Source organism: Micromonospora sp. ATCC 39149, from assembly GCF_000158815.1.
Classification (GTDB): domain Bacteria; phylum Actinomycetota; class Actinomycetes; order Mycobacteriales; family Micromonosporaceae; genus Micromonospora.
The window spans coordinates 3,507,183-3,520,313 of the sequence record NZ_GG657738.1 but is presented as its reverse complement, the minus strand read 5'-3'; the positions used below and the strand labels follow the sequence as shown (position 1 = coordinate 3,520,313).

The following is a 13,131-nucleotide window of genomic DNA, read 5'->3' as shown; positions in this document are numbered from 1 at the left end:
CCGGTACCCCGAGCCGGCTGCTGCTCGACGTCGGCGGGTACCGCGCCACCCGGCGCAAGGAGCTGGCCGCCGTCGCCAGGAACGCGGTGGAGAAGGTCAAGGAGTACGGGGAGCCGGTGCGGCTCGAACCGATGTCCGCGTTCGAGCGCAAGTGCGTCCACGACGTCGTCAACGCGATGAGCGGTGTGGAGAGCGAGTCCGAGGGCGTCGAGCCGAACCGCCGCATCGTTGTCCGGCCGGCGGACTGATTCGGTGACACGCGACGACACCACGGCTTCCGCCGTGTCCGGCCCGGGTGGCATGCCGCCCGGGCCGTCGCCTGTCCAGCCGGGGCAGGCCGACGAAGTACCCGCCATGGCACCCGACGCCGATGCCGCGTCGTCCCCCTGCGCGACGGCACCTGGTTCCGAGCGCCCGCCGGCACCTGTGGTCGGAAAGGCACCGGATCCGACCGTCGCGACGCTGCCGCCGGAGTTGGCGGAGGCCGCCCGTACCCTCTTCGGTGATCGGCTGGAGCTCGCCGCCGCGTACGCGGAACTGCTCGCCACCGACGGGGTGGTCCGTGGCCTCATCGGTCCGCGGGAAGCACCGCGGATCTGGGACCGGCACCTGCTCAACTGCGCCGCCGTGGCCGAACGGATCCCGCCGGACGCCTCGGTGCTCGACGTCGGCTCGGGTGCCGGGCTGCCCGGGCTGGTATTGGCCATCGCGCGGCCCGACCTGACCGTTACGCTGGTCGAGCCGCTGGCCCGACGTACCTCGTTCCTCATCGAGGTGGTCGAGGATCTGGGCCTGGCGAAGTCGGTGCGGGTCTTTCGGGGGCGGGCCGAGGAGGCGGCCACCGGCTCCACCGGGGTCGGTCCCTTCAGCGCGGACATCGTCACCGCCCGCGCCGTGGCCCCGCTCGACCGGCTCGCCGCCTGGTGCCTGCCGCTGACGGTGCGCGGCGGGCGGCTGGTGGCTTTGAAGGGGGCGTCCGCCGCCGACGAGATCGCGGAGCACGCCGGGGCCGTCGCGAAGCTGGGTGGGGGTGAGCCGACCGTGCACCGCTGCGGAGTCGGCATCATCGAGCCGCCGGCGACGGTGGTGGAGATCGTGCGCGAGCGGGTGGTGAACCAGCCCCGCGTCAAGTCGGCGGCGAAGCGGTCGGCCGGCGGACGCCGCCGGGGCCGCTGAATCGGCTTCCCTTTATCGCGCCGGCCTCCCGCCGCAGGTCGGGTCGTTGGTACGGGTGCGGGTCCACGTCGGCCTGGAAACCCGACATGGACCGGCCGCGCCCGTCCGCCGTAGGCTGACCGCGCGTCGATAGTGTGGAGCGGGCGGCATCTGGCCCCGAGGGGGTCCCGGCCGCTCCCGCCGGGCCGTACGCTCCGTGGTGCTAACGAGCGTGGCCAAGACGACGGGGTGCGGACCGACCATCCGGAGCGGGTAGGGATGACAGGTGCATGACGACGGCAGGTACGACGATCCACCGGTGAACGGTCGCGGAGAGCGTTTCGCGGCAGACCCCGTTTCACGTGAAACCGACGAGCACGGCTGGCCCGGCGACCCCCGAGGCGCGGCGGCGCATCCGGCCGACCGGGATCCCGCGCCGCGCCGCGACGTCTCCATCGCCGGCACAGGCGTTACCCCTCCCCGGGCGCAGGCGTCCGGGACGATCTACGGCAGTAGCAGTCACCCCGGGGCCCCGGTGGCTGAACGTCCCGACACGGGGCTCTCCGTTCGCGTCGAGTCGCCGCATCGGCTCGCCGCCGCCCTGCCCCAGCAACCCGCACCGCACGCGGTGCCCGATGCGGCCCCGGTGGCCGCTGTTTCTGCCGACACGCCGGCCCTGCCGGCCGGGGCCTATGAGGCCGACCCGGCGGATGCCGCGTACGTTTCACGTGAAACCCCGACGCGCGAAGAGGATGACCCACCGTTGGCTATGGAGGCTATGCGCGCCGTGCAGATCCTTAATCCGAGTGGCGAGGTGACCATGCCCCGTCCGGAACGTACCCGGGTGATGTGCGTCGCCAACCAAAAGGGCGGCGTGGGGAAGACCACGACCACGGTGAACCTGGCGGTGGCGCTCGCCCTGCACGGCAACCGGGTCCTCGTGGTCGACCTCGACCCGCAGGGCAACGCGTCGACCGGGCTGAACGTCCCGCACCACACCGGCGTGCCGGACGTCTACGACTGCCTGATCAACAGCGTCCCCCTGGAGGAGGTGGCTCAGGGCGTCGAAGGTATCCCCAACCTGTGGTGCGTGCCGGCCACGATCGACCTGGCGGGTGCCGAGATCGAGTTGGTGTCTGTGGTGGCCCGCGAGTCGCGGCTGTCCCGGGCGATCGACGCCTACCCCGGCCACTTCGACTACGTCTTCATCGACTGCCCGCCGTCGCTCGGCCTGCTCACCGTCAACGCGTTGGTGGCCGCGCAGGAGGTGCTGATCCCCATTCAGTGCGAGTACTACGCGTTGGAGGGCCTGAACCAGTTGATCAATAACATCAACCTGGTCCGCCAGCACCTCAACCCCAAGCTTGAGGTCTCCACCATCCTGCTCACCATGTACGACCGGCGTACCCGACTCGCCGACGCGGTGGAGCAGGATGTCCGGAACCACTTCGGCGACAAGGTCCTCCAGGCGGTGATCCCCCGGAACGTGCGAGTCTCCGAGGCGCCGAGCTACGGCCAGTCGGTCATGACCTACGATCCCGGTTCACGGGGGGCGACGAGTTACTTCGAGGCCGCCCAGGAGATCGCCGAGCGTGGGGTCAAGGAGCCGGTGAGCCGGAATGCGTAGTGCGGACGAGTCGCTGGGAGGCGTCGTATGAAGAACCGTCCTCGGGGTGGTCTGGGTCGAGGGCTCGGGGCGCTGATCCCCACCGGTCCGGTCCAGCCCGCCGAGGCGATGACGGCGATGCCCGACGCCGGCGAGGTGCTCGCTCCGACCCCGGCGGTGGCACCGGTCGACATTGCCTCGCCGGCGGTCGTGCAGCCCTCCGAGCCTCAGCTCAGCCCGGTGCCCGGCGCCCGGTTCGCTGAGATCCCGGTCGACGCGATCGTGCCCAACCCGAAGCAGCCCCGTCAGGTCTTCGACGAGGAGGCTCTGGAGGAGCTGAAGACCTCCATCCAGGAGGTCGGCTTCCTGCAGCCGATCGTGGTGCGGGCGCTCGACGGCGAAAAGTACGAACTCGTCATGGGCGAGCGTCGGTGGCGGGCAGCCCAGGCGGTCGGCCGGGAGAACATTCCCGCCATCGTCCGGGACACCCGCGACGACGCCATGCTCCGTGACGCGCTACTGGAGAACATCCACCGGGCCAACCTCAACCCGCTGGAGGAGGCCGCCGCGTACCAGCAGCTCCTGGAGGAGTTCGGCGCGACGCACGAGGAGTTGGCCCGGCGGATCGGCCGGAGCCGGCCGCAGATCTCCAACACCATCCGGTTGCTGAACCTGCCCGCCCAGGTGCAGCGCCGGGTAGCCGCAGGGTTGCTCTCCGCCGGCCACGCTCGCGCGCTGCTGAGCCTGGACGAGGCGCAGGCGCAGGAACAGCTTGCCGCACGCATCGTCGCCGAGGGGATCTCCGTCCGCTCGACCGAGGAAATCGTCGCCCTGGCGCTCGCGGACGGGCCGGCCAAGGCCCCAGCCGCGAAGCGGCGGACCAAGCCGCACGCCCCGGCCCTCACGGATCTCGCGGACCGGCTCTCCGATCGCTTCGACACCCGGGTGAAGGTGGACATAGGCCGGAGCAAGGGCAAGATCACTATTGAGTTCGCCACGGTCGACGACCTGGAGCGGATCGTCGGCATCATCGGGGTCGTCCAGGAGGAAGATCCCGAGGACTGAGCCGCCCACGTCAGTCGCCGGCCGCGCCGTCCAGGAAAGGACGACGCGGCCGACGTCGTTTCCGGGCCGTTCGATCCCCCCGGCCCCATCGCGGATCGCCCCTGACGGCGTCCACGGGAATCAACCGGGGTACGGGGTGTGGACGGACGTCGGTGCGTCCGCGGCCTCCCTCGCCGGAACCCTCTCGGCGGCCCGGGTGACGCGGCTGGGCCGGATGCACCATGCGACCGCCGGAGCTGGCCCACCGGGCCGCGGTACGCCTCCCAGCGCAACGCCGCCCACCCGAGCCCACTGCGAGTGGGAGAGACACAATCGGCGTGGCGGGAACCGATCGCCGTGGCGCTGCCACGCATGTCGGGACGGCGCTCGCAGCGCTCCGCCCTGTTCCACGTGAAACCTGTCCCGTCCGGACGGGCTGCGCTGGTTCTCCGCGACCGGACTTTGAGTTCTCCGGGACGGGACTCCGAGTTCTCCGGGGTGGCGCAGGATCGGCCCTCGTTCCAGGGGGTGGAGGCGCACTCGTCGGCACCGGGGGGCGCACCGCGCACCCCGGCGATTCCGCTGTCCTCCCACCTCACCCAAGGTGAGCTTCAGCGGGAGACGGACAGGCATGCTGGCCTCGATGGGATTTGCGGCGTGCCACCGGGCCGGTTCCACGTGAAACACGCCGACCGGAGGCGTCGAGGCCGCACCGGGGACCCGCCCCTGCCGATCCGTCCGACACACCGCCAGGCCGCGCCACTTCTCGTTCCACGTGAAACGCGCCGCCGGGTCTTGACGCCGGACGGCTCATCGACGCTCGGTTCCACGTGAAACGGGGGGCCCGCACCCGGAAGGGGGCCCGAGGGCCGCACGGGCCGCCCCACGCGAGTTTCGACGAGTAGCAGAAAATAAAAAATGGCCGACGTTCGCGCTGACGAGCTGCCGCAGCCAGCCAGGACGGCCGCTGCATCGTTGCGGGCCCCGCACCCACAGCCCGGCATTCCGCAGCCTGACTCGGGCCGCTACGGGCCCCTCAGTCCGGCCGGGCCTACTCCTTCTGCCCAGGCGTGCGCGCCATGAGCCTGTTCCATGACCGGGTGTGGGCTCACGAGGACCTGTGGCGGCTCCGGGTGGGCCGAGAAGGCACAGCCTTGGCCGGGAACCCCAGGCTTCCGGCATCTCCGGGCCGCGCCGTCGGCGAATCGGGGTGAGGACCGGCGCCAGCAATCGGGGTGAGGACCGGCGGCGGCGCGGCCCCAGGGGGCAACGGATCAGTCAATGTCTCGGGCGTCCAGGCAGCGACGCGCAGCCCGTCGACTCGTTAGGAACGAGGGAACCGAAGGCTGTGCACAACTTCCGTCCGAGGGACGCATAGTTATCCACAGCGGTTTTCCACAGCCCCACCCTGTTTCACGTGAAACCCCGCGTGAAACAGGGTGTCAGCCTGTGGATGACGGGCGGTGGTGGTGAGCTCGGCAGCCTGTGGATAACGTGTGGACAACGTTGCGGGGCCGCCCTGGGAATCGAAGAACGCCCGGCGTGCCGATCACCGCCCGGCGTCGGAACGGCCCCCGTCCGGGGCTCGGCCCGACCCCGACGCTGGACGAATCAGGTAGGGACAGAGGTTGCTCCCTCGGTTAGGGTCAGCGTCGTGCACGACACCCCTCCCTTAGTCCCCGACTTCACCTCCTGGCCTTCCTTCCCCTTCGAGGGCGACTTTCGGGTCAAGCACCTTGAGGACCCCGTTCCGGTGGAACCCCCGCGTAAAGGCGAGGGGAGCCGGGAGTGCACCGCCTGCGCCGCGCCCGACGACGCGTACATCTGGGTCGGCGAGCGGTGGCGGGTCCGCGCGATGGACCGGCCGACCGGGCTGCCGATGGTGCTGATCCTGGAGTCCCGCTCCCACCTCGATCTGGGCGACCTGCCCAACCTTCTCGCCGCCGAGCTGGGTGTGATGACGGTACGGCTGGAGAAAGCCATCCGCTCTCTCGACGGGGTCGCCCGGGTCCACGTGAACCGGTGGGGTGACGGCTCCGCCCACCTGCACCTGTGGTTTCTGGCCCGGCCGTACGGGCGGCTCCAGTTGCGGGGCACGTTCCTGTCACTGTGGGACTCCATCCTCCCGCCCATCTCCGAGCAGCAGTGGCGGGAGAACCTGGCCATGGTGGCGGCCTGGCTGGCCGAGTTCGGCGGCCGTCCGCTGGCCGAGCCGCCCCGCATTCTGTGGCAGGCACCATCGAGCATCGGCGCGCAGGTCTCCTCTTCCGTCGCTGCGAGCGAAGAGGACGGCGTCGGCGTGATCGAGGCCGCCGAGGAGATTCCGGAGCCGGAGGTCGACGAGATCGATCAGCCCGAAGTGGGCCCGTCGACCGGTGGGCCGGCGGGCGACCGGTAACCCGGCCGACGGCGCGCCTGCGAAAGGAAGCGACTGACGCCGCCCCACGGGACGGCGAGGGGAAGCGGTCGGGTGGGCCGGTCAGGCGCGCCGCGCGGCGGCCCGGCTCACCAGGGACCCGAGCAACCGGCCGAAGTCCAGGCCGGCGGCCTGGACGGCGAGCGGCAGCAGTGACGTCTCGGTCATCCCCGGCGAGACGTTGACCTCCAGCACGTGCGGCTGGCCGTCGGCGTCCACGATCAGGTCGACCCGGGAGATGTCGCGCAACCCCAGCGCGGTGTGGGCCGCCACGGCCACCCGGGCCACCGCGTCGGCGACCTCCGGGTCGAGCCGGGCGGGGGCGTGCCAGGTGGTCCGGCCGGCCGTGTATCGGGCCGCGTAGTCGTACACGCCGTTGCGGGGCACGATCTCCACGGCGGGCAGCGCCTGCGCACCCTCCCCGAGGTCGACCACCGACACCGCCACGTCCATCCCCGGGACGTACCGCTCGACCAGCGCCGTCGAGTCGTACGCGAAACAACCGACCATCGCGGCCGGCAGCGACGCGGCGTCCCGGACCACGGCGGCGCCCAGGCCGGAGCCGCCCTGCGCCGGCTTCACCATCAGCGGCAGCCCGAGCCGGTCGACGATGCGGTCCAGCACCGCCACCGCGCCCAGCTCGGAGAAGCGGTCGTGCGGCAGGGCCACCCAGTCCGGGGTGGGGATGCCGGCCTCGCGGAGCACCGCCTTCGCCGACGGCTTGTCCCAGGCGACACGGGACGCGCGGGCGTCGCAGCCGACGTACGGGACGTCGCAGAGGTCGAGCACGCCGCGCAGCGAGCCGTCCTCGCCGGTCGCGCCGTGCAGGGCGATCACGACGGCGTCCGGCGGGTCGGCGACCAGGGCGGGCAGCAGGGCGACGTCGGCGTCCCGCAGCTCCGCCTCCACGCCGACGGCGCGGAGCGCATCCAGCACCCGGCGGCCGGACCGGAGCGAGACGTCCCGCTCGTAGGAGAGCCCACCGGCGAGCACCAGCACGTGCAGCTCGGCGGTGCTGGCGGGGTGGGTCACGGTGATTCGCTCGGCAGGGATCGCAGCCATGCCGGAATCATGCCAAGTCGGGTCCCGGGGTGTCCGCGCCGGCCTGCCCGCGCCGCACACCGGGACGGCCGACGGTGCCGCCGAAGACCCGGCGCATGGCGATGTCCTGCTCCATCACGCCGGCCAGCCGACGCACCCCCTCCCGGATCCGCTCCGGGGGCGGGAAGGAGAAGTTCAGTCGCATGTTGCCGGTGCCGGCGCCGTCGGCGTAGAAGCCGGTGCCTGGCACGTAGGCCACCCGGGCCGCGATCGCGCGCGGCATCATCGCCTTGGAGTCCAGGCCGTCGGGCAGGGTCGCCCAGACGAAGAGGCCACCGCCGGGCCTGGTCCAGGTGGTGCCCGCCGGCATCAGGTCCTCCAGCGCGGCCAGCAGGGCGTCACGGCGCTCCCGGTAGACCTCCCGGTACACCTTGAGCTGCTCGCGCCACGGCATCGTCCCCAGGTAGGTCGAGACGGCGGCCTGGGCGTACCCGCTGGGGCAGAGGATGTTCGCCTCGCTGGCGATGACCAGTTTGTCGCGCACCGCGTGCGGGGCCAGGATCCAGCCCACCCGCAGCCCCGGGGCGAAGGTCTTGGAGAACGTGCTGAGGTAGAAGACCCCGTCGCGCCGCCGGGCGCGCAGCGGTCGCGGCGCGTCGCCCTCGAAACCGAGCTGCCCGTACGGGTCGTCCTCGATCACCAGCAGGCCCGCGCGCTCGCAGATGTCGAGGACCCGTTCGCGCCGTTCCTCGCTGAGCGTCACGCCCATCGGGTTCTGGTACGTGGGAATGGTGTACAGGAACTTCACCCGCCGGCCGGCGCGGGCCAGCTCCGCGACCGCCGTCTCCAGCGCCTCAGGGATCAGCCCGTCCTCGTCCATCGGCACGTGCACGACCTGGGCCTGGGCTGCCTGGAACACCCCGAGTGCGCCGACGTAGGTCGGCCCCTCGGCGAGCACCACGTCACCCGGATCCAGGAAGAGCCGGGCCACCAGGTCGAGCGCCTGCTGCCCGCCGACGGTCACCACCACGTCCTCCGGGGAAGCCCCGCACGCCGCGTCGATGCCGGAGAGGGCCATCACCTCGCAGATCCGCTCGCGCAGCTCCAAGGTGCCCTGCCCGATGCCGTACTGGAGAGTGGTGACGCCGTGCTCGGAGCCGAGCCGGCCGAGCATCTCGCCCACCGCGTCCAGCGGCAGCGCGGCGATGTAGGGCGCGCCGCCGGCGAGAGAGACCACCTCCGGCCGGCTGGCCACCGCGAACAGCGCGCGGATCTCCGAGGCGGTCATGCCCCGGACACGCCGGGCGTACCGGTCGGTGTAGTCGTCGAGCGTCGTGCCGGTCATGACATCACCTCGATCGCGTGTCGGCGGCTCCCGCCCCCGGGTACCCGGGACACCGCAGACCATGGCGGCGGGACGCAGACCACCGATGGTAGACCTTCCCGGCCCGTATCGGCCCTTCCATATACCGGCCGTCCACATCCCGGACCGGACGCGGGGCTGCGAGGCAGGCCCGGGTGGGCGCTGCGGGGTGTTTCGCGCGTCCCCTCCCGTACGGCCGCCCGGCGGCGTACGATCGCTCGTCGGAGGAACCGATGGCGGCGGCGTCGTTCCGCGCCGTTCTCGCCTCCGAGCCTATTGTGGAGATGCGCCAATGTCGCGACGTCTGGTCAGCTTGACCCTCGACACCCTGGAAGACCTGCCTCGTCCATGCCGGCAGTGCGTCTACTGGGAGCTTGATCCGGTTTCGGCCGACCGGGCGTGCGCCGCCGGCGACCCGGGGCTGGAGAAGGAGGCCTGGGTCTCGCAGACACTGCTGGAGTGGGGCTCCTGCGGCAAACTCGCGTACGTCGACGGCATGCCTGCCGGATTTGTCATGTACGCCCCGCCGGCCTACGTGCCGCGGGCGATGGCGTTCCCCACCTCCCCGGTCTCCGCCGACGCGGCGTTGCTGATGACCGCGCACGTGGTCGCACCCTTCGCCGGCGGCGGGCTCGGCCGGATGCTGGTGCAGGGCGTCGCCCGGGACCTCACCAAGCGCGGCATCAAGGCGATCGAGGCGTTCGGGGACGCCAAGTTCGGCGACGAGGGCGACCTGGCGGGCAGTTGCGTGGCCCCCGCCGACTTCTTCCTGTCGGTGGGCTTCAAGACGGTCCGCCCGCATCCCCGCTACCCCCGGCTGCGGCTGGAGCTGCGCACCGCGCTGAGCTGGAAGTCCGACGTCGAGTACGCCTTGGAGAAGCTGCTCGGCTCGATGAGCCCGGAGACCCTGCTCCGACCGGTCCGGCCCGCCCCGGCCACCCGCTCCGCCGGCGGCTGACGGCTCCGAGGTGGCGGGTGCCCTCAGCCCGCGCCCACCCGGCCGGCGGCGACCGCCGCGCGTAGCGTGCTCACGTCGATCGAGCCGGTCGGGACGTCCCGTTCGATCGGGAAGTACATGCGCTGGACGGCGGCCACGATCGCCTCGGCCAGCCGGTCCCGGAACCGGGGGTCGACCAGCCGCCCCCGGTCTGTGGGCGATGTCAGGTAGCCCACCTCCACCCGCACCGCCGGCATCCGGGTCAGCCGCAGCAGCTCCCATGTCTTGGCGTGCGTACGGCAGTCCCGCAGGCCGGTGCGCGCCACGATCTCCCGCTGCACCAGCCCGGCCAGTCGCTCGCCGGTGGCCGAGGTGACCCCGTTGTCGGTGCCGTAGTGGTAGGTCGCCACACCCTCCGCCTCGGGGTTGGGGTGGCCGTCGGTGTGCAGCGAGATGAACACGTCCGCGCCGAGGGAGTTGGCGAGCTGGGCCCGCTCCGGGTCCGGTAGGCAGCTCTTCGGTGCCGGCCCCCGGGTGAGCTGAACCCGCACGCCGGCCGCCGCGAGCCGCCCCTCCAGCCGACTGGCCAGGTCGTGCACCAGGTCTGCCTCGGTCCAGCGCAGCGGGCCGTCCGGCACCACCACGCCCGGGTCGGTGCCGCCGTGCCCGGGGTCGATGACGACGGTCCGGCCGACCAGGGTCGGGCCGGCCTGCCGGATCGCGTCGGACTCGCGTAGCCACTGCGGCCGGCCACCCACCACCTTCCGCCCCAGCCTGCGCAACACCCTCATGGTGTGCGGGCCGCAGGAGCCGTCCGGCTTGAGCCCCATCTCGCGCTGGAACTGGGCCACCGCCCGCGAGGTGCGTACGCCGTAGACGGCGTCGGCGCGGCCCACGTCGTATCCCATCTCCAGCAGGCGCTCCTGCAACGAGCGGACGTCCTCGCCGGTCAGCGGCTCCGGCACCGCGTGGTAGAGGGTGCGCGCGCCGAGCCGCCAGCGGGCGGCGTCCAGGGCACGCCAGGTCTCCGCGCCGACCCGACCGTCGACGCTGAGCCCCCGGGACTGCTGGAACGCCCGCACGGCGCGCTCCGTCTCGGTGTCGAACTCGTCGGCGGCCGAGGAACCGGGCGTGAGCAGGTCGAGGCCGGTCAGGACGGCGCGGATCTCGCTCACCGCCGGTCCTCGGTCACCGGTTCGGATCGGACGCACGCTCGCCCCCTTCGCACGGTCGCCGGCGCCGGCTCCCGCGCTGCGGGAGGTGGGGCCGAGACACGACGCCCACCGGGCGCGGCGTGGCCGGTCGTCGGCCGCCCCCGGGGTTGAGGTTATGCGGTCCGGCCGGCCGAGGTGGCAGGGTCCGCGCAGGTCACGGCCGGAAAGCCGAAACCCCGCACCCGTTGGGGTACGGGGTTTCGCGCCGCGTCGGTCAGAGCGCGGACTGGATCAGCTTGACCAGCTCGCCCTTCGGCTTGGCGCCGGCGATCGACTGGACCGGCTCGCCGTTCCTGAACACGGTCAGGGTCGGCACCGACATCACCCGGTACGCGCGCGCCGTCTCCGGGTTCTCGTCGATGTTGAGCTTGACGATGCTGACCTGGTCGCCCATCTCGCCGGCGATCTCCTCCAGCAGCGGCGAGATCTTACGGCACGGTGCGCACCACTCCGCCCAGAAGTCGACGAGCACCGGCTTGTCGGACTTCAGCACGTCGATGGCGAAGCTCGCGTCGGTGACCGCCTTTGTCGCTCCCACTATGACCCTCCTCGGGACTACGTTTTGTTCCTTCAAGTCGTTCGGTGCCACACCGGCGTGGTGCCCGGGAAACCCCGGCGCGACGGCTCAGCCCTCGATAGTGGCGATGAAGCGCTCGGCGTCGAGGGCAGCGGCGCAGCCGGTGCCGGCCGCGGTGATGGCCTGCCGGTAGGTGTGGTCCACCACGTCGCCGGCCGCGAACACGCCCGGGATGCTGGTCCGGGTGCTGGGGGCCTGCACCTTGACGTACCCCTCGTCGTCCAGCTCCACCTGGTCGCGGAAGAGTTCGCTGCGCGGGTCGTGGCCAATCGCCACGAAAACGCCGGTCACGTCGAGGACCTTGCTCTCCCCGCTGTGCACGTTGCGGACACGGACGCCGGTGACCTTGCCGTCCTCGCCGAGGACCTCTTCGACCACCGAGTTCCACTCGACCTTGATCTTCTCGTTGCCCAACGCCCGCTCGGCCATGATCTTGCTGGCGCGGAACGAGTCGCGCCGGTGGATGATGGTGACCGACTCGGCGAACCGGGTGAGGAAGCTGGCCTCCTCCATCGCCGAGTCGCCGCCACCGACGACCACGATGTGCTGGTTGCGGAAGAAGAAGCCGTCACAGGTGGCGCAGGACGAGACGCCATGGCCCAGGTACTTCTGCTCGCCCGGCACGCCCAGCGGACGCCAGGCCGAGCCGGTGGAGAGGATGACGGCCTTCGCCCGGTACGCGGTCTCGCCGACCCACACGGTGCTCACCGCGCCGGAGCCGATGCTGCCGGTGTCCTTCAGCTCGACCCGGGTCACGTCGTCGGTCAGGAACTCGGCACCGAACCGCTCGGCCTGCTTGCGCATGTTGTCCATCAGCTCGGGGCCGAGGATGCCGTCGGCGAAGCCGGGAAAGTTCTCCACCTCGGGTGGTCGTCATCAGCGCACCACCGGACTGCACGCCCTCGATGACCAGGGGCTTGAGGTTGGCGCGCGCGGCATAGACCGCCGCCGTGTAACCGGCCGGCCCGGAGCCGATGATGATCAGGTTGCGGACCTCGTCCACTGCCGTCTCCCGATGTGTGTGGTCGCCATCGGCACGCGCACCGATGCCGGTCGGAGCGTCGACGCCGCGCGGACGCCGACTACTGACTTGCAGAACGTCATCGTACGAAGTGGGGATTCCCGAGCAGGGCATCCGTGGGTCACGTCACGTGGAGAACGGCACTCGTGAATTCGCCGCAGCACGCCCGTCGCCCGCCCCGCTGGTCGCCCGGCGGACCGCGGCCTCACCCTACCCGCGTCTGGTAGCGGGTGTCGGCACCGGACCCGGGCACCCCGCACTCCGGGCCGCTCACCCAAGCCCAGCGCGCCCCGGAGGGGTCGACGAAGCGTAGGACCAGCGCCGGGTTGCCCTGGAAACGGGCGTAGTCGACGAGGTCGACGGTGAGCGGACCAGCCCCGTGCTCGGCGCTGACCGCCGCGAGGCAGTCGGCCAGGGCGGTGTTGCCGGTGAGCCGATTCAGGCCCCCGGCGGCGGGCAGCCGGTCACCGCCGCCGCTCTTGGCCGGCGCGTCCGGCCCGGCGCCGAACGACGACTCGGCCGGCTTGCTGACCTGGGGTTGTGGCCTGTCGTCGGTGGACAGCGCCTCCGGCGTCCAGTCGGTGCCCGAGTGCTGCGGTTCGCCGGTGAGGGCGAACGCGCCGCCCGCCTCCGCCTGGGCGCTGATCGCCTGCCCGGCCGCGCCGTCGCTCTGGTCGCTGCCCCCGGAGACCACCTGGTTGAGCCCCAGCCCGACGGCCACGACGGAGGCCGCCGCCAGTGCCACCGACCCGGCGAG

General features: G+C 72.0%; 10 protein-coding genes and 2 pseudogenes. 6 read left to right on the top strand and 6 right to left on the bottom strand.

The features are described 5' to 3' along the window. The 5 genes from MCAG_RS14930 to MCAG_RS14910 all read left to right on the top strand — a co-directional run. Positions 1-248, top strand: a 248-nt coding sequence (locus MCAG_RS14930) for a R3H domain-containing nucleic acid-binding protein (protein WP_007073820.1), incomplete at its 5' end; no start/stop codon positions are given. Positions 249-300: 52 nt separating this feature from the next. Further along, positions 301-1,176, top strand: a complete 876-nt coding sequence (gene rsmG, locus MCAG_RS14925; protein ID WP_083802431.1) for a 16S rRNA (guanine(527)-N(7))-methyltransferase RsmG — start codon at positions 301-303, stop codon at positions 1,174-1,176. A 265-nt stretch (positions 1,177-1,441) separates the two neighbouring features. Beyond that, on the top strand, positions 1,442-2,782 hold the full coding sequence (locus MCAG_RS35920) for a ParA family protein (protein ID WP_083802284.1): 1,341 nt from the start codon (positions 1,442-1,444) through the stop codon (positions 2,780-2,782). A gap of 27 nt (positions 2,783-2,809) precedes the next feature. Then, positions 2,810-3,826, top strand: a complete 1,017-nt coding sequence (locus MCAG_RS14915) for a ParB/RepB/Spo0J family partition protein (protein WP_007073817.1) — start codon at positions 2,810-2,812, stop codon at positions 3,824-3,826. Between the two features lie 1,633 nt (positions 3,827-5,459). After that, on the top strand, positions 5,460-6,203 hold the full coding sequence (locus MCAG_RS14910; RefSeq protein WP_232290180.1) for a hypothetical protein: 744 nt from the start codon (positions 5,460-5,462) through the stop codon (positions 6,201-6,203). An 81-nt stretch (positions 6,204-6,284) separates the two neighbouring features. Here the strand turns inward: MCAG_RS14910 and MCAG_RS14905 are convergent, their stop codons facing one another. Further along, complete coding sequence (locus MCAG_RS14905) at positions 6,285-7,283, bottom strand: D-alanine--D-alanine ligase (RefSeq protein WP_036373519.1); 999 nt, start codon at positions 7,281-7,283, stop codon at positions 6,285-6,287. 7 nt (positions 7,284-7,290) lie between these two features. Beyond that, positions 7,291-8,607, bottom strand: coding sequence for a PLP-dependent aminotransferase family protein (locus MCAG_RS14900; RefSeq protein WP_007073813.1), 1,317 nt, complete (start codon positions 8,605-8,607; stop codon positions 7,291-7,293). A 310-nt stretch (positions 8,608-8,917) separates the two neighbouring features. On the opposite strand from MCAG_RS14900, the gene MCAG_RS14895 reads away from it, so the two are divergent. Then, positions 8,918-9,583 (top strand): hypothetical protein, encoded by a 666-nt coding sequence (locus MCAG_RS14895; protein ID WP_007073812.1) that lies wholly within the window; start codon positions 8,918-8,920, stop codon positions 9,581-9,583. Positions 9,584-9,606: 23 nt separating this feature from the next. Here the strand turns inward: MCAG_RS14895 and MCAG_RS14890 are convergent, their stop codons facing one another. The 4 genes and pseudogenes from MCAG_RS14890 to MCAG_RS14875 form a co-directional block, all read right to left on the bottom strand. After that, positions 9,607-10,773, bottom strand: coding sequence for an N-acetylmuramoyl-L-alanine amidase (locus MCAG_RS14890; RefSeq protein WP_007073811.1), 1,167 nt, complete (start codon positions 10,771-10,773; stop codon positions 9,607-9,609). Between the two features lie 217 nt (positions 10,774-10,990). Next, a complete protein-coding gene (trxA, locus tag MCAG_RS14885) occupies positions 10,991-11,314 on the bottom strand; it encodes a thioredoxin (RefSeq protein ID WP_036373516.1) in 324 nt (107 codons plus the stop codon). Between the two features lie 87 nt (positions 11,315-11,401). Continuing rightward, positions 11,402-12,356 (bottom strand): annotated as a pseudogene (trxB, locus tag MCAG_RS14880) (thioredoxin-disulfide reductase). Between the two features lie 223 nt (positions 12,357-12,579). Then, positions 12,580-13,131: pseudogene (locus MCAG_RS14875) on the bottom strand (hypothetical protein); the annotation flags it as partial.

What these genes read in the sequence shown, in the direction of transcription:
- MCAG_RS14895 (WP_007073812.1), top strand. Translation starts at nt 8,918, where the DNA reads ATGTCGCGACGTCTGGTCAGCTTGACCCTCGACACCCTGGAAGACCTG.
- MCAG_RS14905 (WP_036373519.1), bottom strand. Translation starts at nt 7,283, where the DNA reads ATGGCTGCGATCCCTGCCGAGCGAATCACCGTGACCCACCCCGCCAGC.
- rsmG (WP_083802431.1), top strand. Translation starts at nt 301, where the DNA reads ATGCCGCCCGGGCCGTCGCCTGTCCAGCCGGGGCAGGCCGACGAAGTA.
- MCAG_RS14915 (WP_007073817.1), top strand. Translation starts at nt 2,810, where the DNA reads ATGAAGAACCGTCCTCGGGGTGGTCTGGGTCGAGGGCTCGGGGCGCTG.
- MCAG_RS14900 (WP_007073813.1), bottom strand. Translation starts at nt 8,607, where the DNA reads ATGACCGGCACGACGCTCGACGACTACACCGACCGGTACGCCCGGCGT.